This is a genomic window from Halomonas sp. M20 (assembly GCF_020622265.1).
GTDB lineage: Bacteria > Pseudomonadota > Gammaproteobacteria > Pseudomonadales > Halomonadaceae > Modicisalibacter.
Genome location: NZ_JACNMQ010000003.1, coordinates 471,418 through 492,596 on the forward strand (window position 1 = coordinate 471,418; position 21,179 = coordinate 492,596).

Here is a 21,179-nt window from a genome sequence, read left to right on the forward strand (position 1 = left end):
GTACCACTTCTTCGCAGCATAGGCAGGAGGCCTTATGAAACTCAGCGAGCGACTTGCCCTCACCGTGAATATTGCCGAGCAGGCAGGAAACATGATTCGCAAAGCACGCCTGGAACAGAGCTTCAGCAAGCATTACAAACAAAACGATGAATTGGTCACCGATGCGGATGTCGCTGTCGATCGTTTCATCGCCGAACAGCTGGAAACCCATTTTCCTGGGGAAGCCAGACTCACTGAAGAGCTTTCGCCGGAACGAGACGTCCTCGAACAAGATGGCGATCTATGGGTGATAGACCCTATCGATGGAACGGTGAATTTCGCTCGTGGGTTGCCTCATGTAGCGGTATCCATTGCCTGGTCCCAGAAAGGCAAGGTACAGCTAGGCGTCGTACACGCCCCCTTTCTCGATGAAACCTTTACCGCCCTGCGTGGCAAGGGCGCTCGCCTCAATGACAACAACATTGAAGCCAGTACTGCCAAGCGCCTAGAGCATAGTCTGATTGCTACTGGCTTTCCCTATCGAATAGAGGGTCGCGCGCCCTTGCTGAGACGTCTGGGAGCGGTCATGGATGTCTGCAAGGATCTGCGGCGCTGCGGTTCTGCAGCGCTTGACTTGTGTAATGTGGCCTGTGGCCGCCTGGACGGCTATTACGAAAGTGTCTCGCCCTGGGATTTTGCAGCGGGTTTTCTGATTGCCCAGGAAGCCGGCGCACGCACCGGCCATCTCTACCCTTGCCCGGATAATATCCCCGAAGCGCTCTATGGCGAGCACATACTGGCGACGGCTCCGGATATCTACAAGCCGCTCTACACTCTGCTGATTCAAGCCGATGAGAACCGCATATCCGCACGTTGAAATTTCTACAGCGTCGTTTCGAAAGGCAGAATTTGATAGCAGCATGCAATAACGCGTTTAGTGACACTCTATTGGCGTTATTTTCCAGAATGCGAAACAATGACGCCACTCTTCCACCGGCTCTACCGGCCAATTTCAATTTTCTATCAGGAGTTTTCATGCTTACTGTCATTTTTGGTCGTCCCGGCTGCCCTTTCTGCGTGCGTGCAAAAGAGCTTGCGGACAATATTGCCAATCAACGGAATGATTTCAGCTATCGTTATATCGATATCCATGAAGAAGGCATCACCAAGGCAGATATGGAAAAGACCATCGGCAAGCCCGTGGATACGGTACCGCAAATCTTTGTCGATCAAACGCATGTCGGTGGCTACACCGAGTTCGATCAGTACGTTCGCGACAATGAACTGCTTTCCAGTGCCACTGCGACCTAAGACGTGATGCGTTTCATGGCGGCGCCGATCCTTTGATCGGCGCCGCCGTTTACGCGCCACATGACAAAATTACTCATAATTTCTTCTCCGGACATTCGTGTCGTTGAAACGATGTCGCGTCGACTGCCTATACTCTTTGACAGGGTCACGTTAAAGGCTCAGTGAAGGGTCGCCAACAGGGAATGCGCCAGACATGCAACGGGAAGAATTCTTACAGCAGTTATGGCTGGATTACATCCACATGCATCCGGAGCTGGGGGGCAAGCACCCTTGGGCCCAGAGTAAGGATGCCGAATATCTAGCCATACTGACGCTTAATATCGGCTCTTTTAATGCCGAGACCTTGCAAAGGTCGCTGACGCGCTTTGGCTATCGTGCTACTGGACGCTTTGCCATCGTCGATCGAGGTTTACTCTTCACTCTTCTTGCCCCACCGGATGATGATGCCTGGATATTACTGGGCGAATTCCAGACCGGCTCTTTGATGCATCAACCTCGCCACCAATTGCAGACCCTCGTCGATCAGACCCAGCCTCGGGATCTTCGCGGTCAGAATCTTTTTTGTCGTGGCCGCCCCTGGCCCATGCCGGATTGGGCGACCTATCAGGCTCTGCATGCAGAACATCCATTGGCCGCCTGGCTTGCGATTATGGGCCCCAGATTGCACCACGCAGGATTTGACTGCGAACGCCTTGGCAGTGACTTGTCTTCCCTAGACTTCAGCATGCAGCAGGCAGGTCTGCATGGGAGCATAGATCCACTACAGGATATTTTTCCCGTCTCACCCTTGCTGCACTACCGTTTCTACCCGGCAGGTGCCCAGCGTCTGCCCTTTGCTCAAGGTGACGAGCATCGTGTCACCACCGGCGGCATCGCCCTAGTCCAAAAGAGCCTACCCAATACCCAGGAGCGAGCTGCGGAGCTTCTACTACCTCATCACACCCGCTGCGAAATCGCCTGAGTCGATTTCCGGCGTTCAGGACGTCGATGGTACCAGGTCATCACGATACTCGGCGCTGGGCAGGCCTTCCGCTTCGCTGGAACGCCGCCCGGGCTCGAAATCCAACTCAAACTGGTACGGCTCATGGCGCGCCTCTTCCAGCTCATTGATATAAAGCGAGGTTTCCATCAACGGCATGGGCGCCAAGGGCTCCTGCTCCACCTCCGCTTCAGCACCCTGGCGGCCGTGCAGACGCACCATGACGAACATCGCAAGGGATAAGGCTGCCGCCCCGAGAAACAGCCATAGCCCTTCGGGACCGACGGCTTTCATCAACAATGAAGCACTGAAAGGACCGATCACCGAGCCGACGCCGTACCAGATCATCAACTTGGCATTCGCCGCAATGATCTCGGCCGGCTTAAGCCAATCGTGGGTATGGGCCAGGCTGAGCGAGTACAGCGTATGCAGCATAGCGGTATGCAAACACGCCACCACTACCAACGCCACATAGCTATAGCCGGCCGCCAAGGATATGGCGGTCCCGGTGATCGCCATGACCATCGCCATGCCGAGGATGACCTTGCGCCGATCAAATCGATCCGACACGCGCCCCAGCGTCCACTGCGCAACCAACGCCACCAAGGTGGTGATTGCCATGAACTGAGCCGTTTGCCGGGTGCTCAGCCCAATCTCTTGACCATAATAAGGCGTCATGGCGAAGAATGCCTGCGCCATCAATCCTGCCGTAAAGGCCCCTACTAAGCCTACCGGCGCACGCTTGAATAGCTCGCTTAGCTTTATCTTGTGGGCGGCTTCATGACTGCCCTGGGAGGGGCCGTGAATACGGTGGATCGAGAGGGGCACCAGGGAGAGGGCAAACAGGATACCGGCTACCGAAAACAACACCGCCGTCGCTGGATCGGCAAGATTCAACATCCATTGCCCCCCGGCCAGGGACAAGGTTGAAATCACCATATACCAACCAAGCACCTTGCCACGATTTTGATTGGTCGACTCTCCCGACACCCAGGACTCCATCACCATCAGCATGCCTGCGGTGGCGGCACCACCCGCAACACGCCAGACGAGCCAGGCCCAGCCATTGATCCAGATGCCATGCAGCATCGCCGTAACGGCCAACGTACCGGCGCAGGCGGCAAAGACGCGGATATGACCTACCGAGCGAATGCGCTTCTCGAGAAAGTAACTTCCTAGCACGAACCCCATCGAAAAACTGGACATCAACAAACCTGCCATCTGCGAGGGGAAGCCCTCGAGTGACATGCGCACCCCCAGCAGGGTCATGATCAAACCATGCCCCAGCAGGAAACTGATTTCACAGACGAACAGTATCGGTAATGTCGCCGGCAAGCTGCGCAAACGCGACCTCCTCTCATTAATGACGAAAAGCACAAAGCCTACGACCGAGCACGTTAAACGCGGCCGAAACCAAATCTTTAAGGTAATATAAAAAATACTGAGCGATTCTAACGCCTTACGTAGCTTTACTCCAAATTGAAACGATTCGACTGTGGGGGGGGGTTATACACAAAAGCTGTGGACAAGACTGTGCAAGAGCGCTGCATAGTGGATTGCAGCACCGATTATTGCCTGCCTGAGCGATAGCGGTCGTTTTTTCATCACCTCATTCGGGTGAAGTCCCCCTATCGAACGTCTAAACAACGACTTACAGTTGTCGTGATAGGCTGTCGCCAGATCATCAAAGGACTCTCTTGGCGCAGAACACTAGCGTCGAGAAGCTGGCCTAGCGTACAACTACGATAACGACCAGGATAAGAAAAGGAGGGAACGACATGTCGCAACCACTCTGGCAGCCTTCTACAGCACAAATCGAAGCGACTCAGATGCACGCTTTGATGCAGCACATCAATAATGAACATGACACTTCCCTTGCGGACTACAGCGACTTACATGCCTGGAGCATCGACAACCTGGAAGCCTTCTGGAGGCTGGTCTGGGAAGATAGCGATGTCGTGGCACAGCGCCGTGGCGAAAGCGTACTGGCACGCCCGGATGCCATGCCGGGAGCGCGCTGGTTTCCCGAGGCGCGACTCAACTTTGCCGCCAACTTGCTCAAGCGCAGGGACGATCATCCGGCATTGATTGCCTGCGACGAACGCGGGCGTCGTCGGGAGTTGAGCTACGCCGAGCTCTACACCCAGGTCGCCAAACTGGCCCATGCCTTGAAGGCCAGCGGCGTTACCGAAGGCGACCGGGTAGCCGGGTTCGTGCCCAACAGCGAACACGCCATCATCGGCATGCTGGCGGCGGCCAGCATCGGTGCGGTCTGGTCCTCCTGCTCACCGGATTTCGGCTTCAGCGGGGTACTCGATCGCTTTGGTCAGATTCAACCCAAGGTGCTTATCGCCACGGACGGCTATACCTGGAACGGCAAGCCCATCGATACCCGGGAACGAATTGCCCAGATCAGCGACGCCATCGAGTCCTTGGTGCAGGTCGTGGTCTTTCCCTTCCTGGAAGAAGAGCCCGACATCAGCACCATCGGCAAGGCCGTGTCTTGGCAGGCATATCTCGACAACGACGCAGTGGAGATCGAATTCGAACAGGAGCCCTTCGATCATCCGCTCTACATCGTCTACTCCTCGGGCACCACCGGGGCGCCCAAGTGCATCATTCATTCCGCTGGCGGCACCTTGTTGCAGCATCTCAAGGAGCATCGCCTGCATACGGACTTGCGCCAGGATGATGTGCTGTTCTACTACACCACCTGCGGCTGGATGATGTGGAACTGGCTGGTTTCAGGGCTTGCCTGCGGTGCGACTCTGGTCCTGTTCGACGGCTCGCCCTTTTCCCCGGAGCCAAAGGTGCTGTGGGAGCTCGCCGAACAGGAAGGCATCACGGTATTCGGCACCAGCGCCAAGTACATTGCCGCCTGTGAGAAGCACGCGCTGGCCCCGGGCAGGGAGCATGACCTGACGGCGCTGCGGGCGGTGCTTTCCACCGGGTCGGCCCTTGCCCATGAGTCCTTCGACTATGTCTATCGCGACATCAAGGAGGATCTGCTGCTGGCCTCGATCTCCGGCGGTACCGACATCGTCTCCTGCTTTGCCCTGGGGTGTCCGATTCGCCCGGTCCATCGTGGCCAGTTGCAATGCCGGGGTCTGGGTATGGCGGTGGATGTGTTCGATGACGACGGCACTTCGCTGCGCGAGGAGAAAGGCGAGTTGGTATGTACGCGCCCCTTTCCCTCGATGCCCATCGGCTTTTGGAACGATCCGGGTGGGGAGCGCTACATGGAAGCCTATTTCGACGAGTTCCCGGGAATCTGGGCCCACGGCGACTACGCGGAGATCACCGCCGAGGATGGCTTGATCATTCATGGCCGCTCCGATGCCGTGCTCAATCCAGGCGGCATTCGTATCGGTACCGCGGAAATCTATCGTCAGGTGGAAAAAGTCGAGGGTGTGCTGGAATCGTTGTGCATCGGTCAGGAATGGAGCGATGACGTGCGCGTGGTATTATTCGTCAGGCTGCGAGAAGGCATGGTCCTGGACGACGAACTGCGGGACGAGATCAAGCGCACCGTTCGCGCCAATACCAGCCCTCGCCACGTGCCGGCAAAGATCATCCAGGTTGAGGACATCCCCCGCACCCTGTCCGGCAAGATCGTCGAACTGGCGGTGCGCAATGTGGTCCATGGTCGACCGGTGAAGAACGAGGATGCCCTGGCCAACCCTGAGGCATTAAAGTTTTTCCAGGATCTGCCCGATCTACAGAAGTAAGCGCCTGTCCGGGATGGTCGACAGGCCATCCTGGACTGGGCAGCGTCAGTTTCGTCCAGTAGCATACCCCCAAGTCACTGAAGGAGAATGGCATGTCGACCCTGAAAGGGATCGTCAGCATGCTGCTGCTGGTACTTAGCACCCTGTTCTGGGCAGTCCCGTTGTACGCCTTGGCACTACTCAAACTGATGGCCCCCACCCAGGGGTTGCGTACGCGTCTGCTCCAAGGGCTCAACAATATTGCCTTGGCCTGGATTGGAACCAATCTGTGGTGGATAAAGCATTGGCTCAAGCCGCGCCTGGAGGTTCATTTACCGGACGGGTTGTCACCCGAGCAATGGTGGCTGGTCATCGTCAATCACCGCAGCTGGACCGATATCTTCATGCTGCAGCTGGCTCTGCATCGGCGCATTCCGATGCCGCGCTTCTTCATGAAGCGCGAACTCATCTGGGTACCGGTGATCGGGCTCGCCTGGTGGGCATTGGAGTTCCCTTTCATGCGCCGCTACAAGCGCGATCGTCTTGAACGCAATCCGCGTCTTGCCAGGCGCGACCGAGAGGCAACTCGGCTTTTATGCGCTCGCGCTCAACAAATGCCCATGGCGATCTACAACTTTGTCGAAGGAACCCGTTACTCGGTAGCCAAGCATGAAGCCCAGGCAAGTCCTTACCGGCATCTACTCAAACCCAAGGCCGGTGGCACTGCCCAGGTGGTGAGCCTGTTGGGAAAACGCCTGAGTGGCGTTCTCGATGTCACCTTGATCTATACCCGCGAACACCCCAACTTCTGGGATTTTTTATGTGGTCGCGAAACACCGGTCGCGCTCCATGCACGGCGACTCGAATTGCCGAGCTGGATGCACGATGGGGATTACCATCGAGATCCGCAGTACAAGGAACGCTTCCAGACATGGCTCAACGCCTTGTGGCAGGAAAAAGACCATACCCTTACTTCGTCGCGCTGATATTACTGGCGCTGTTGACGCTGAGTGGCTGCACCTCGTCACCCTCGACCACCTGGCGTGGACCGCAGCCGGGGAATTGGGTCACCATTCAGCGTGGCGATACGCTGGGCGCTATTGCCCGTCGCGCCGATATACCGCTAGTGCGGCTGCAACGCTTCAACCCGCGGGTCGATGCGCGTCGCCTCGCTATAGGGCAACGCATATTGATACCCAGCAAAAACGAACGCGCCCCTTCCGGCGGCCCTTATCGTTATCAAGTAAGACCCGGTGATACCTATACGAACATTGCTCGGCATTTTGGGACCGAGGCCGGGCGGATCCAGACGGCCAACCGGTCGGCGAACCCCTCCCAATTACGAGTCGGACAGTTGGTACAGGTACCTTTGAAAGGCCGCAGTCGTATTAAAAGTACTGCTGGCGCTTCAAAGTCGTCTTCCCGACCCGCGCCCAAGCCGGCACGGCGCCCGGTGGCCAAGCCTGTAACGCCTCTCCCCGCCCCAAAACCATTGCCAAGCCGCTCCAAGGGCTGGCCTTGGCCTCTCGACGATTATCGTATCGTGCGTCAATTTGGTACCGACAAGCGCGGTACCTTGCAGCCCATGTTGCTGAATAGCCGAGCCGGCAGCGAGGCTCGATCGGTGGCGGATGGCCAGGTGCGTTTTGCCAGCAGCATGCGACAACTGGGCAGGGTCGTGATCGTTCACCACCCGGATAACCTACAAACGGTGTACGCCCTTTGCGATATTCTCAAGGTCAACGATGGTGATCAGATAAAAGCCGGCACGCCGGTATGCACGGTCGGTTATAGCGGCGCAACACAGCGCTACGATCTACTGTTCGACGTGCGCCATGGCGGTAAACCCATCGATCCGCGCAAGGTGCTGCGTTGAAATATGAGCTGAGCAAATTGGCGACTGGCTGAGTCTGGTCGGCATACAAAAAAACCGCCTTGGATGAAGCGGTTTCAATTGAATAAGATAACGGTATATTTATCTATCAGCCGCGATGATAGCCTGGTTTGATAAACGGCGTCTTGCTGATTGTCATGGGCAAGCGCTTACCCCTAACCTCGGCGTAAACCACGCTATCAATTTCCGCATCATCGACATTCACATAAGCCAGCGCCACAGGCTTGCCCACGCTCGGGCCGAAGCCTCCCGACGTGACCACGCCAACAGGACGATCGTCACTGCTGTAGAGTTCGGCCCCTTCGCGCACCGGTGCGCGTCCTTCACCTAAAAGACCGACTCGCTTGCGTCGATGATCGCGCGCTTCGACCTGATGCAGGATGATATCCGCCCCCAGAAAGCCTGCCTCGCGTTCACCGCCACGACGACGCGGCTTGCCAATGGCCCAGATCAATCCTGCCTCGACCGGTGTCGTGGATTCGTCGATATCGTGCCCATAGAGACACAGCCCAGCTTCCAGGCGCAGGGAATCACGAGCGCCAAGACCGATAGCCTCCACCTCGGACTCCTGCAACAGCCGCCGCGCAATGGCGTCGGTCCGGTTCGCCGGAACCGATATCTCGAATCCGTCTTCGCCGGTATAACCGCTGCGGCTGATCCACACCTCGACGCCCTCCATGGTGAAGACGCCCTGCTGCATGAACGTCAGTTCGCAAACGTTCGGACACAGCCTCGCTATCACCTCTGCGGCCTTGGGGCCTTGTAGTGCAAGCAAGCCCCGGTCCAGTTCCTCGACGTCGTAGTCGGCGCCCAGCCCCATGCGAAGATGAGGAATGTCTCGCGCCTTGCAGGCGGCATTGACCACCAGGAAGAGATGGTCGCCGGTATTGGCTACCATCAGATCATCGATGATACCGCCCTCGTCATTGGTGAACAGCGCATAGCGCTGCATGCCTACCGGCAAGCCGACGATATCGGCACACACCAGGGTTTCGAGGGCCTCAGCGGGCTTGGGCCCGCTGATCATGACTTGCCCCATGTGCGAGACATCGAACAGGCCACAGGCGGCACGAGTATGTTCATGCTCCTTCTTGACCCCCAAAGGGTACTGCACCGGCATGCTGTAACCCGCGAACTCGACCATCTTGCCACCCAGTTCGACGTGCAAGTCGTGCAACGGAGTCTTGCTGAGCTCGTCCATTGAATCCCTCCATCAATGCGAATTATCGAATGCGTGTGTTAACGTTTCAGATCCTCACCCGGCAGTATCGACTCACCTGCGAAATGGCGTTTGGTCAGATCGAAGACCACCGGTGACAGCAGGGCCAGTGCGATCAGGTTGGGAATCGCCATCAAGGCGTTGAACACGCTGGCCATCAGCCATACGAAATTGAGTGGTGCGATTGCGCCTAGCATGATCGCCAGAATATAGACCACTCGATAGATCTTGATCGATCCCACGCCGAACAGAAACTCGAAGCACTTTTCGCCATAGAATGCCCAGCCCAGGATCGTGGTAAAAGCGAACACCGCCAGGGCAAAGGAGACAATATACTGCCCAATGCCCGGCAATGACTCATTGAAGGCCATGGTGGTCAATGCCGCCCCAGTTTCCCCGCCGGTCCAATGGGTCGAAGTGAGGATGGCAAGGGCGGTGATCGAACACACGACGATGGTGTCGATGAAGGTACCCAGCATGGCGACCAATCCCTGGCGCACAGGATTCTTGGTCTGTGCCGCCGCGTGGGCAATGGGCGCACTGCCCAGACCGGCCTCGTTGGAGAAAACTCCACGCGCGATGCCGAACTGGATGGCCTTGGCTACCGCCGCACCGGCAAAACCGCCTGCGGCGGATATGGGCGTAAATGCGTGGGTAAAGATCATGCCGAAGGCAGCGCCAACCTGCTCGGCGTTGATGATCAAGACCAGTATGCCCGCGGCAATGTAGGCGACTGCCATGATGGGCACCAGCTTGCCCGCCACCTTGGCGATGCGCCGAATGCCGCCCAGGATCACCGCGCCGGCCAGCACCATGATCACAATCCCGGTGACCCAGTGGGGCAATCCGAGAGACTGATTGAGCCCATCGGCGACGGAGTTTGATTGCACGGTATTGCCGATGCCAAACGAGGCAATGGCACCGAAAAAGGCAAAGGCGACCCCCATCCAGGCCCACTTCTTGCCCAGGCCATTACGGATGTAATACATCGGACCGCCAACGTGATCGCCATCCTTGTTGACCTCACGATAACGGACCGCCAGCACCGCCTCGGAAAACTTGGTGGCCATGCCCACCAGGGCGGTAATCCACATCCAGAACACGGCACCCGGCCCGCCCAGGAAGATGGCGGTAGCCACCCCGGCGATATTACCCGTGCCGATGGTTGCCGATAGCGATGTCATCAGGGCGTTAAAAGGCGATACCTCCCCCTCGCCTTCATCTCCCTTCTGCGTGACCCGTCCTTTCCACAGCAGGCTAAAGCCCAACCCCAGCTTGCGAATCGGCACCAGCTTCAAGCCAAGCTGCAGATAGAGCCCGACCCCCAACAGCAGGACCAGCATCAATGGCCCCCACACCACGTTCTCGATTGCCGTAAAAAATCCTGTCAAGGCTTCCATATGCGTTTTCTCCAGGTGTTTTTTTGTTATGCACCGTTGTCACCAAAGGCTACCGGTTAGCGGCACGACAGCAACGACAATGCTCGAACCCGCATACCTTAGCGGATACCCCGGGTTCTCCACCAGTATCATCGCCATGGATATTGTTTCCTATTGGAAACTTGAAGCCGTGATACCATCGCCAACCCTCGAATTCGCTGGAAAACCCTGGTCAAAATACATCAACTGGACGTTCAGCAAGAACTTGACCACTCTATAGTCGGCGGTCAACGCTTGTGGCGTTAAAAGAGTCACGAAAAACACGCTTTGCAACGCCGAAAGACTCGTCAACGCGGCCAGATGGCGTTACGATTCCCTGAAATAGAAAAACTTTTCTTATAGGAAAAAAATCATGAGCTCCATTCCCGGGAACCTGCATTACACAGAAAGCCACGAATGGGTCAAGGACAACGGTGACGGCACCGTTACCATCGGCATTACCGACCACGCGCAACAGGCCTTGGGCGATGTCGTCTTCGTCGAATTGCCTGAGGTTGGTCGTTCACTCGATAACGGTGATGAATTTGGCGTCATCGAATCCGTCAAAGCAGCGTCTGATCTTTATGCACCTTTGGCCGGCGATGTAGTCGAAATCAATGAAACTCTCGAGGAGGCACCGGAAACCATTAACGAGGCGCCTTACGAAGGCGGTTGGATCATCAAGCTGAAGCTTGCCGACAGCAGTGCGCTGGACGACTTGCTGGATACCGATGCCTACACCCGGCACGTCGAGGCAGAAGAAGACTGATCGAATATCGAATAGTGACGGGGCAGTTTCTGCCCCGTCATATCATCCAGTGCTGTTACTTTTAACCTCTGAACACCGGACCTGACCGTCCCGTTTACCTACAGGTGTCCCATGGCCAAAGATCAACGCCGGCTGGCGGAACTCGCCAGTCACGATGCTTTCGTTCATCGCCACAATGGACCGGATAGCGACGATGTCGCCCATATGGTCGAAACACTCGATGCCGATACCATCCAGGCATTGATCGACAAGACCGTGCCGTCGGGCATTCGCTTGAATCGTGAACTCAATCTGGATACACCCAAGGGCGAAGCCGAGTCCCTGGATTATCTCAAGCGTCTGGCGCGCCAGAACAAGGTGTTCAAGACCTATATCGGACAAGGCTATTACAGCACCCATACACCTGCCGTGATCGCTCGCAACGTGCTCGAGAACCCGGGCTGGTACACCGCCTACACCCCCTATCAGCCGGAAATTTCCCAAGGCCGCCTCGAAGGACTGCTCAATTTCCAGCAGATGGTCATGGACCTGACGGGCATGGATCTGGCCAATGCCTCGCTGCTCGACGAAGCGACCGCCGCCGCCGAGGCCATGGCGCTGTGCCGGCGTGCCAACAAGAAAATCAAGACGAACAGCTTCTTCGTGGCGGACGACGTGCTGCCGCAAACCGTGGACGTGCTGCGTACCCGGGCGGATTACTTTGGCTTCGAACTCATCATCGACAGCGCCGAAAAGGCAGCGGAACACGAAACCTTTGGCGCCCTGTTCCAATACCCCGGCCAGACCGGCCGAGTGCAGGATCTTGCTGCCCTGATCGAAGCCGCCCACAGGCAAGGTGCGATGGCCTGTGTGGCTGCCGATCTGATGAGTCTGGCACTGCTCAAGGAGCCCGGTGCACTGGGCGCAGACATCGTGCTGGGCAACTCTCAGCGCTTTGGTGTGCCGATGGGTTACGGCGGTCCTCACGCTGCTTTCTTTGCCACCTCTGACAAACACAAGCGCTCGATTCCCGGCCGCATCATCGGCGTTTCGAAAGATAGCCGAGGGCAGATCGCCCTGCGTATGGCCATGCAGACCCGGGAACAGCATATTCGCCGCGAAAAGGCGACTTCGAATATCTGCACTGCCCAGGCCTTGCTGGCCAACATGGCCGGTTTCTACGCGGTCTATCATGGCGCAGAAGGCATTCGCACCATTGCCACCCGCATCCATCGCCTGACGACCATCCTGGCAGAAGGCCTCAAGCGCAAGGGGCTGGAGCTTGCCAACGACAGTTGGTTCGATACGCTGACCTTGGTCGGCGCGGATGCGGGCAAGATCTACGGGCGTGCACTCTCTCACGAGATCAACCTGCGCATGTACAAGGATGGCCGCATTGGCATCAGTCTGGACGAGACTACCACCGCCGCCGATGTCGCCAGGCTCTTCGACGTATTGCTCGATGAAGAACATGATCTTTCGGTCAGCAGCCTGGACGAGGAAATCGTCGCGACGGGCACCACAGGTATTCCGAGCGGCTACGCCAGAGAAAGCGACTTCCTGACGCATCCGACTTTCAAGCGCTATCGCAGCGAGACCGAGATGATGCGCTATCTCAAGCGCCTGGAAAATCGAGATCTTTCCCTGGCTCACGCCATGATTCCGCTGGGCTCCTGCACCATGAAGCTCAATGCCACCAGCGAGATGGTTCCCATCACCTGGCCGGAGTTCGCCAACATTCATCCCTTCGTGCCCGCGGAGCAGGCGGTGGGCTACAAGCAGATGATCGATGAATTGTCCGCGTTTCTGGAAGAGATCACCGGCTACGATCATATCTCCATGCAGCCCAACTCCGGGGCCCAGGGCGAATATGCCGGCATGTTGGCCATTCGCCGTTATCAGGCAGCCCAGGGGGAGGCGCATCGCAACATCTGCCTGATTCCGAGTTCCGCCCACGGCACCAACCCGGCCTCCGCCGCCATGGCCCAGATGAAGGTGGTAGTCGTAGAGTGCGACAAGGATGGCAACATCGACCTGGAGGACCTTCGCAGCAAGGCCGAACAGTACAGCGATACGCTCTCCGCTACGATGATCACCTACCCTTCGACCCACGGTGTATTCGAGGAGAACGTGCAGGAAGTATGCGACATCGTGCATAAGCACGGCGGCCAGGTCTATATCGATGGCGCCAACATGAACGCTCAGGTGGGCCTATGCCGGCCCGGCGATTTTGGCGGCGACGTGTCGCATCTGAATTTGCACAAGACCTTCTGCATTCCGCATGGCGGCGGCGGCCCAGGCATGGGACCGATCGGTGTCAAGGCGCATCTGGCACCCTTCGTTTCCAACCATGTGGTGACGCCGATTGCCGGGGTTCGCGAAGAGTGCGGCGCCGTGGCCTCCGCAGCCTACGGTAGCGCGTCGATCCTGCCGATCTCCTGGGCCTACATCAAGATGATGGGGGCACGTGGCCTGCGCGAAGCCACGGAGCTTGCCATCATCAATGCCAACTACATCGCCCGGCGCCTGGAAGAGCACTTCCCGGTGCTGTATCAAGGCGTCAACGGCACCGTGGCTCATGAGTGCATCATCGACATTCGCCCGCTCAAGCAGGCATCAGGGATCAGCGAAGAGGACATCGCCAAGCGACTGATGGATTATGGCTTCCATGCGCCGACCATGTCTTTCCCGGTACCCGGCACGCTGATGATCGAGCCGACGGAATCCGAATCCCGTTACGAGATCGATCGTTTCTGCGATGCCATGATCGCCATTCGCAAGGAAATCAAGCGGGTTGAGAAAGGCGATTGGCCAGCGGATGACAATCCCCTGGTGAACGCACCGCACACCATGGCGGATCTGATGGACGACGAATGGGAACGCCCGTACTCACGCAAGATCGGCGCTTTCCCTTCCGAGCACGTCCAGGCTGCCAAATACTGGCCTGCGGTCAATCGTGTCGACAACGTGCACGGCGACCGGCAATTGATCTGCTCCTGCCCGAGCATCGACAATTATCGCGACTGAGCCGCAACTCGTTTGCACCCTCGCCCCTGGGCCTCGAACCCAGGGGTTTTTCATTCGTCCGGGTTACCCCTCCAACACTTTCAACTATCGCAGCCGGGCTCTTCGGAAGTCGCATAAAGGGTATTACGACGCTGCTGACTGAAATCATCGAGTAACTGGGTATATCGCTTGGGCAGTTCGGTATCTGCCAGCGCGACCACCTGCAAGGTTTCATACACTGGATTCGTCAGCATCACTTCCTTGACCTGACGCTGCCAGGGAGAGGTTTCAAGCACCAGTCGAGACACCACGGTAAAGCCCAACCCCCGGGCTACCGCATCCAGCACCATGCTTACTTCATTGGTAAATCCCTGCTTGGGCAATCGGCTCATGGAGCGGAATTCGTCGCCGAAATTGGCACTCAGCAGCTGGGTCGCATAATCGCTGGCGCCGGAATAATCGATGAAACCAAGCGCCGCCAATTCACTCAAAGCCGATCCCGTAAAATCCGCTGGCGCAAGCAGACATAAAGGCTCCTGGTACCAAGGTGTGTAGGTCAACCCAGGATGCTTTATTACCTCGGTCGTGATGCCTAAATCGTAATGCCCCTCTACTACGCCCTGCAGGATATCGCGATTGAATGCGAAGTCATAACTGACCGTCAAACTGGGATGAGCCTGTTGATAACCCAATAGGAAAGGATAGAACATCAAGCCCACGCTCCCGGGCGAGGCAATTCGACAATCGCCGGAATCCAGGGATTCGTCGTCCAGGGAGTGACGAAAATACTTGTGCTCTGCAAACAGCTTCAGCGCGTAATCGTAGGTACGCCGACCGGATTCCGTAAGCGTGAAACGGCGGCCATGGCGATTGAGCAGTGGCTTGTCGAGATACTCCTCCAGTTTTCGGATGTGCTGACTGACGCCTGGCTGTGTCATTTCCAGTCGTTGGGCAGTAAGGGTGAAACTGCCAGTTTCCACCAACGTAATGAAGGTCCGAAAGTAGTGGGTATTGAACATGGAAATTAGTCAATTCCTTGTGGCACAGCGCTGCGGGGCACTTCGGGGCATGATAGCATTCCTGCAAGAGAACCTTAATTCAACACTCTTTCAAGAGCCGGGAGTATCATGTCAGACCCATTCGTCGACCGGGCAAAAGCACTCCACGAGACGCTGCTTGCCATGGAAGGTAACGCCGCAGAAGACGACCTTTTTGCCCTTGGCTACATGATTCCACAGATCGAGCTTGTGTTAGAGATGGCAGATTATGATGCAAGTACCGTCGAAGCAGAGGACTTCGATGCCACTTACTGGCAATGGCTGGAATCGACATTCATGGAAGACGGCATGAGCGAAGACGATCGTATTCGCATCGCACAATTGTGGGAGCATGCTCGCGCCAACAGCGACGCTTCCTGACCCACCTCCTGGACATCAAGATGACCGAGAAGCTTTCCGCCACGACGACTCCCGAGGGCAGTCTAGAGGTACTTTCCCAGCACGAAGTGAATCGACTTCGCGACACTTCCGCCAATGGATTGCACGACATACTGCGCCGGTGCGCCCTTGCAGTACTCAACTGCGGCAACCCGACCGATGATGGTCTCGCCGTGATGCAGACTTATCATGACTTCGATATCGAAGTGCTGCAGCAGGATCGGGGAATTCGCCTCAAATTGACCAATGCCCCCGCAGAAGCCTTCGTCGATGGCCGTATGATTCGCGGCATTCGCGAGCATCTCTCCTCAGTGCTGCGGGATATAGTCTACGTTCACAACGAGATACAGCACCATCCCCGATTCGACCTGGCCTCCAGTGAAAGCATCACCAACGCGGTATTTCATATCCTGCGCAACGCCGGCACACTGGACCCTTCCCGGGAGCCGAGCCTGGTGGTGTGCTGGGGCGGGCATTCGATAACTCGAGAAGAGTACGACTACTCCAAGGGCGTCGGCTATCAGCTTGGGTTGCGGGACCTCGATATCTGCACCGGCTGCGGGCCCGGCGCCATGAAGGGTCCCATGAAGGGCGCGAATGTGGCTCACGCCAAACAGCGCCGCAAGCGGGGTCGCTATCTGGGCATTTCAGAACCCGGCATCATTGCCGCGGAGTCGCCCAATCCGATCGTCAACGAACTAGTGGTGATGCCGGATATCGAAAAGCGCCTGGAAGCATTCATACGAGTCGGCCACGGTATCATCGTCTTCCCCGGCGGTGTGGGCACCGCCGAAGAGATCCTTTATCTACTGGGCATTCTGCTGCATCCGAGTAATGCCAATATTCCGTTTCCAATCATCTTTACCGGGCCACGAAGTGCTGCGGAATATTTCCAGCGTATCGATGAGTTCCTGACCTATACCCTGGGCGATGAGGCACGCAGTCGCTATCGCATCATTATCGATGACCCCATGTCCGTGGCACGCGCCATGCGGGAAAGCATCGAGGAAGTCACCGCTTTTCGTCGCACCCACGACGATGCGTTCTACTACAACTGGCGACTCAACATCGAGGCGGACTTTCAGTATCCCTTCGAAGCAACCCACGAAGCCATGGCAGGGTTGGCGCTGCATCGTGAGCAACCCGTGCACGAACTGGCCGCCAATCTGCGCCGCGCGTTTTCCGGCATCGTCAGTGGTAACGTCAAGGAGCCGGGCATTCGCTCCATTGAGGCACACGGTCCATTCAAGTTGCATGCGGAGCCTGAGCTCATGGCCCGTCTGGACGATCTGCTGACCTCCTTTGTCGCCCAGGCCCGCATGAAGTTGCCCGGCAGTCACTATGTGCCCTGCTATACGCTTGAATGAGGTATTTGAACGGCAACAACCCGGGCCTGTTTCAGTGCCACGCGCTGCGTTGCTGTAGGCCCATGGCAAGCGCATGAATCAATAGTCCCAGGGTAGCGCCATGGGACAATAACAAGAGTTCATTCACGCTACTGAGAAGCACTTGCCATAGCGCTACGAGCAATAAGCCGAGTAACAACATGAGCGCCAGACGCCCCAGCAGCCTGGGTAGGCGTCGGCGTGCTTCCACGGCCAGCATGCGCCAAGCGAAGACAGCCACGACGGCGATGGCGGCAAACGCGATCAGGATCAGTGTCAGTCGCCCCTGATTGCCGGAGGCCAGATAGCGCGGCAGCGTCGCCAGGATGGCCAGAAGCACACCCACCATCACACTGAGTCGCTCGGGGGTCATTGGGGTCGTCATGACGAGGCTACTCCTGGGGTAACATCTTGAAGTTTCAATTATTCAGCCCGTGCTCTTTGATCCATTCCTCGACCCAGGGCACTGCCTCATCGTCCGCCATGAACGTCTCCATGGCATCTACCTCCAGGCGTTCGCCCAGCCGTTCTGCCCCATGCTCGTTCAGCAACGCGTCAAGCGCTCGGCCTGCACCGCAAAAGGTGTCCCCATAAGAGCTATCGCCGAGGGCGATCAAGCCATAGCGCAAATGCGCAAGAGAGGGCCCCTTTTCCGCGATGCCACTTGCCAGAGAAGCGAAATTGCCAGGGTAGTCGCCGCTACCCGTGGTCGAAACACAGAACAGTGCAAGCTTTGTCGGCGGCTCGATCAGATCTTCAAGGGTTGGCTGTTCATGAATGGTCACCGTATAACCGCAATCTTCGAACAGTGGTTTGACCTGCTCGGCAACGTCCAACGCGCCCCCGTACATAGTGGCGACGAAAATATTGAGAGTAGACATGGCGTTCGTTTGCTAGAAAATTTACGGGGATATTAGCACGCCGGAAGGATCTCACTCACGTGCGCTGGCAATGAAACCATTGGCAATGGCTTCCAGCACGATAACAATCGGACAGGTATAATAGTTGCCCAATCTTGCGGAGGGCACCATGGAGAGAACATTCGAAGCCTGGATCACGCCGCTCATGATTGGCGGGTTGATACTGTTCATGTGCTTCATCATCTGGGAATTGGCACGGGAATCGAAGGCAGGCAAGTTTGGTACGATCATGCTGTTCGTCGTGCTGGGTGCTGGAATGCTGGGATTCGTGATCAAGACAGTAATCACCGAATTGCTGGAAAAAGGTGGAGCGTTCTAAACCCCAGTGGACTCCTCACTTGCATGCCCTGGCATACTACAGAACCGGCCCTTTCAAGGCCGGTTTCGTTTTGCGTTTGCTTGGCATCCGCTCCCGGCACTCAAGTGTCCGTGAGCTCAGGCTGACCCGCGTAATCCTCGACCCTGGCCTTGAGCTTCTGACCGGGTCTGAATGTCACGACCCGACGCGCCGAAATAGGAATTTCTTCGCCGGTTTTCGGATTCCGCCCAGGGCGCTGACCTTTATCGCGCAAATCGAAATTGCCGAAACCGGACAGTTTGACCTGCTCGTTTTCGCGCAAACAGCCGCGTATCTCCTCGAAGAAAGCCTCCACCATCGTCTTGGCTTCTCGCTTCGAGAATCCCAGCTCGCTGTGCAGGTGTTCTGCCAGTTCCGCTTTGGTCAACGCCCCCATAACCACTCCCCCTCTACAGGATCTTGTCCCCCAGCCGCTCAGCCACGAAGTTCCGCGCCGAAGCGTTGACTGGTTTCAGTAACGATTGTATCGATTAACTGATTGATTTCCGCGTCATTAAGCGTGCGTGAAGGATGCTGCCAGGTCAAGCCCAGCGCAACACTCTTGTTACCCTGGGTGATACCCGCCCCGCGATAGACATCGAACAGGTGCAGATCCGTCAGCCATTCACCTGCACATTCACGCAGCGTATCGAGCAAGGCCTGAACCGGAATATCATCACTTATCACTAGCGCCAAATCACGACGCACCTCGGGATAGCGAGACATGGCACGGAAGACAGGCAAACGCCCTTGGATTAGCGTATTGAGCTGTACCTCAAAAAGAAACACCTCGAGCTTGATGCCAAGTTCGGCACGCAGCGCAGGATGCAGAGCGCCGAGCCAACCCACCGCTTCTCCTTCATGGAGCAGGCGAGCGGTCTGGCCTGGATGTAGCGCGGGATGCTCTGCCGGCTCGAAACGCCAGACCTCATCGTTGCCACCCAGCCGCAACAGGCTTTCGACGTCGCCCTTGAGATCAAAAAAATCCACAGCGTCACGACGTGCTGCCCACCCTTCCGGATCCCGGGAACCACAGACCAACCCACTCAGCATTGGAATCTGCTCGACGCTTTCCAGCTCACCCTGAAAGACAAGACCGGTTTCGAATAGCCGAATGCGCGACTGTTGTCGATTCAGGTTATAGATCAGCGCCTTGACGAGCCCCGGAAACAGACTCGCACGCATGACCGCCATATCGCTGGATATCGGGTTGGTCAGACGCGGTGCGCTCATGTCCGGTACCAACAGCGCCTGCAGTTCCGGTGCCACGAAGCTATAGCTGATGGCTTCCTGATAACCACGCGCCACCAATTGGCGACGCAAACGCGCCAGCGGTTGACGGCATTCGTCGTCGGCAGCGAGCCCGAGCCGAGCCGCCGGGCGGCGTACCGGCAAGCGATTGTAGCCATGAATACGCGCCAACTCTTCGATCAGGTCCTCTTCGATCGTTATATCAAAGCGCCAGCTGGGTATCTTGACGAACCAGGCATCGTCTTCACTGGTCTTTTCACCTACATCACTGCCAACTTGCATGCCGAGCCGTTCAAGAATATCGACGATCTCAATATCAGGTAGCCTGATGTTCAGACACTGCTCGATGCGTGATGCGCGTAACCGTACCTGGTGCTTGCCGGGTAGATGATCCGAGCTGACGGTTTCACTGAGTGGCCCTGGCTCGCCTCCGGCAATCTCGACCAGCAGCGCCGTGGCCCGTTCCGCCGCCTGGCGGGGTAATTCAAAATCGACTCCGCGCTCAAAACGGTGCGACGCGTCCGTATGCAGGCCATAGGAGCGAGCCTGCCCGGCAATCGCCAGGGGCGTAAAGAAAGCGGATTCAAGAAACACATCTCGGGTTTCAAGGCCGACACCGGAGTACTCGCCGCCCATTACTCCGGCAATTGCCAGCACCTTGTCCCGGTCCGCAATGACCAGCGTGCCTTCCCGCAGGGCAATGTCCTGGCCGTCGAGAAGCACCAGGCGCTCCCCTTTCTTAGCGGAGCGAACTTCGATCGCCTCCTGCAGATTTGCCAGATCGAAGGCATGCAGCGGCTGCCCCAGCTCGAGCATCACATAATTGGTGATATCGACCACCGCATCGATGGAGCGCAGCCCGGAACGTCGCAGCCGCTCGACCATCCATAGTGGCGTAGGTGCCGTGACATCGATATTTCTTATCACTCGCCCGACATAGCGCGGGCACTGTTCCGGCGCACTGAGTCGTACCGGGAACTCATCCTCATGACTAGGCGCTTGAGGTGCGAGATCAGGAGCGTTCAGTGTCAAACGATTGAGCACACCAACCTCCCGGGCCAATCCCTTGAGACTCAGGCAATCACCGCGATTGGGGGTCAGATCGACTTCGATGGTGCTGTCGTCCAGGGTCATCCAGGCGCGTAGATCCTCACCTATCGGTGCTTCCAGGGGCAGTTCGAGAATGCCTGGCGACGTCTCCTCCTCGAGACCCAACTCCGAGGCGGAGCAGATCATGCCTCTGGACTCGACACCCCGCAGCTTGGCCTTCTTGATCTTGAAATCGCCGGGCAGAATGGCACCTACCTGGGCGAAAGGCACCTTCTGACCTACTGCCACGTTGGGCGCGCCGCACACCACCTGTACCGGGTTGCCGGAACCGTCATTCACCTGGCAAACGTTGAGCTTGTCCGCGTCCGGGTGCGGCTCCTTGGCGACGACTTCCGCCACCAGAACGCCCTCGAATTTGGCGGCAACCGCTTCCACGGCATCCACTTCGAGACCCGCCATGGTGATCTGATCGGCAAGTGCCTGGGTCGAGAGTTCAGGTGAGACCCATTCGCGCAGCCACTGTTCGGAAAATTTCATCG

19 protein-coding genes are annotated in these 21,179 nt (G+C 57.2%); 11 read left to right on the forward strand and 8 right to left on the reverse strand.

Annotated elements, in window-relative coordinates; all coding sequences use genetic code 11:
• Positions 1-34 precede the first annotated feature (34 nt).
• The 3 genes from H7850_RS11025 to H7850_RS11035 all read left to right on the forward strand — a co-directional run bounded on the left by H7850_RS11025 (position 35) and on the right by H7850_RS11035 (position 2,251).
• Positions 35-856 carry an inositol monophosphatase family protein gene (locus tag H7850_RS11025; protein ID WP_227369580.1) on the forward strand — a complete coding sequence of 274 codons (822 nt, stop codon included), beginning with the start codon at positions 35-37 and terminating at the stop codon, positions 854-856.
• 158 nt (positions 857-1,014) lie between these two features.
• A complete protein-coding gene (locus H7850_RS11030; protein ID WP_227369581.1) occupies positions 1,015-1,290 on the forward strand; it encodes a GrxA family glutaredoxin in 276 nt (91 codons plus the stop codon).
• A gap of 193 nt (positions 1,291-1,483) precedes the next feature.
• Positions 1,484-2,251 (forward strand): DUF1338 family protein, encoded by a 768-nt coding sequence (locus H7850_RS11035; protein ID WP_227369582.1) that lies wholly within the window; start codon positions 1,484-1,486, stop codon positions 2,249-2,251.
• A 15-nt stretch (positions 2,252-2,266) separates the two neighbouring features.
• On the opposite strand, the gene H7850_RS11040 is transcribed toward H7850_RS11035, so the two are convergent.
• Positions 2,267-3,613 (reverse strand): MFS transporter, encoded by a 1,347-nt coding sequence (locus H7850_RS11040; RefSeq protein ID WP_227369583.1) that lies wholly within the window; start codon positions 3,611-3,613, stop codon positions 2,267-2,269.
• Between the two features lie 434 nt (positions 3,614-4,047).
• Here H7850_RS11040 and H7850_RS11045 point away from each other — a divergent pair, with 434 nt between their 5' ends.
• From H7850_RS11045 to H7850_RS11055, 3 genes are all read left to right on the forward strand, one after another.
• Complete coding sequence (locus H7850_RS11045; protein ID WP_227369584.1) at positions 4,048-5,997, forward strand: acetoacetate--CoA ligase; 1,950 nt, start codon at positions 4,048-4,050, stop codon at positions 5,995-5,997.
• Positions 5,998-6,089: 92 nt separating this feature from the next.
• Positions 6,090-6,962 carry an acyltransferase gene (locus H7850_RS11050; RefSeq protein ID WP_227369585.1) on the forward strand — a complete coding sequence of 291 codons (873 nt, stop codon included), beginning with the start codon at positions 6,090-6,092 and terminating at the stop codon, positions 6,960-6,962.
• The gene (locus H7850_RS11055; RefSeq protein WP_227369586.1) at positions 6,908-7,852 is read left to right on the forward strand and encodes a LysM peptidoglycan-binding domain-containing protein; all 945 of its coding nucleotides are present in this window, start codon (positions 6,908-6,910) and stop codon (positions 7,850-7,852) included. Before H7850_RS11050 ends, H7850_RS11055 begins: the two co-directional genes overlap by 55 nt.
• A 106-nt stretch (positions 7,853-7,958) precedes the next feature.
• Here H7850_RS11055 and gcvT read toward each other — a convergent pair whose 3' ends face one another.
• On the reverse strand, positions 7,959-9,071 hold the full coding sequence (gcvT, locus tag H7850_RS11060) for a glycine cleavage system aminomethyltransferase GcvT (protein WP_227369587.1): 1,113 nt from the start codon (positions 9,069-9,071) through the stop codon (positions 7,959-7,961).
• Between the two features lie 38 nt (positions 9,072-9,109).
• Positions 9,110-10,489: an alanine/glycine:cation symporter family protein gene (locus H7850_RS11065; RefSeq protein ID WP_227369588.1), complete on the reverse strand. Its 1,380-nt coding sequence runs from the start codon at positions 10,487-10,489 to the stop codon at positions 9,110-9,112.
• Between the two features lie 391 nt (positions 10,490-10,880).
• Between H7850_RS11065 and gcvH the strand changes: the two genes are divergently transcribed.
• Together gcvH and gcvP are read left to right on the forward strand one after the other, a co-directional pair.
• Positions 10,881-11,276, forward strand: a complete 396-nt coding sequence (gene gcvH / locus H7850_RS11070) for a glycine cleavage system protein GcvH (RefSeq protein WP_227369589.1) — start codon at positions 10,881-10,883, stop codon at positions 11,274-11,276.
• A gap of 111 nt (positions 11,277-11,387) precedes the next feature.
• The gene (gcvP, locus tag H7850_RS11075; RefSeq protein WP_227369590.1) at positions 11,388-14,282 is read left to right on the forward strand and encodes an aminomethyl-transferring glycine dehydrogenase; all 2,895 of its coding nucleotides are present in this window, start codon (positions 11,388-11,390) and stop codon (positions 14,280-14,282) included.
• Between the two features lie 80 nt (positions 14,283-14,362).
• On the opposite strand, the gene H7850_RS11080 is transcribed toward gcvP, so the two are convergent.
• Complete coding sequence (locus H7850_RS11080; protein WP_227369591.1) at positions 14,363-15,280, reverse strand: LysR family transcriptional regulator; 918 nt, start codon at positions 15,278-15,280, stop codon at positions 14,363-14,365.
• Between the two features lie 108 nt (positions 15,281-15,388).
• On the opposite strand from H7850_RS11080, the gene H7850_RS11085 reads away from it, so the two are divergent.
• Complete coding sequence (locus H7850_RS11085; protein WP_227369592.1) at positions 15,389-15,679, forward strand: hypothetical protein; 291 nt, start codon at positions 15,389-15,391, stop codon at positions 15,677-15,679.
• Between the two features lie 20 nt (positions 15,680-15,699).
• On the forward strand, positions 15,700-17,064 hold the full coding sequence (ppnN, locus tag H7850_RS11090) for a nucleotide 5'-monophosphate nucleosidase PpnN (RefSeq protein ID WP_227369593.1): 1,365 nt from the start codon (positions 15,700-15,702) through the stop codon (positions 17,062-17,064).
• Positions 17,065-17,095: 31 nt separating this feature from the next.
• Here ppnN and H7850_RS11095 read toward each other — a convergent pair whose 3' ends face one another.
• Both H7850_RS11095 and H7850_RS11100 read right to left on the reverse strand, forming a co-directional pair.
• Positions 17,096-17,467 carry a hypothetical protein gene (locus H7850_RS11095; RefSeq protein WP_227369594.1) on the reverse strand — a complete coding sequence of 124 codons (372 nt, stop codon included), beginning with the start codon at positions 17,465-17,467 and terminating at the stop codon, positions 17,096-17,098.
• Positions 17,468-17,501: 34 nt separating this feature from the next.
• Complete coding sequence (locus H7850_RS11100) at positions 17,502-17,963, reverse strand: flavodoxin domain-containing protein (RefSeq protein WP_227369595.1); 462 nt, start codon at positions 17,961-17,963, stop codon at positions 17,502-17,504.
• A gap of 148 nt (positions 17,964-18,111) precedes the next feature.
• Here H7850_RS11100 and H7850_RS11105 point away from each other — a divergent pair, with 148 nt between their 5' ends.
• Complete coding sequence (locus H7850_RS11105) at positions 18,112-18,321, forward strand: DUF2788 domain-containing protein (RefSeq protein ID WP_227369596.1); 210 nt, start codon at positions 18,112-18,114, stop codon at positions 18,319-18,321.
• Between the two features lie 100 nt (positions 18,322-18,421).
• Here H7850_RS11105 and ihfA read toward each other — a convergent pair whose 3' ends face one another.
• Both ihfA and pheT read right to left on the reverse strand, forming a co-directional pair.
• Positions 18,422-18,736, reverse strand: a complete 315-nt coding sequence (gene ihfA / locus H7850_RS11110; RefSeq protein WP_227369597.1) for an integration host factor subunit alpha — start codon at positions 18,734-18,736, stop codon at positions 18,422-18,424.
• A gap of 38 nt (positions 18,737-18,774) precedes the next feature.
• Positions 18,775-21,177, reverse strand: coding sequence for a phenylalanine--tRNA ligase subunit beta (gene pheT, locus H7850_RS11115; protein ID WP_227369598.1), 2,403 nt, complete (start codon positions 21,175-21,177; stop codon positions 18,775-18,777).
• Between the last annotated feature and the right edge of the window lie 2 nt (positions 21,178-21,179).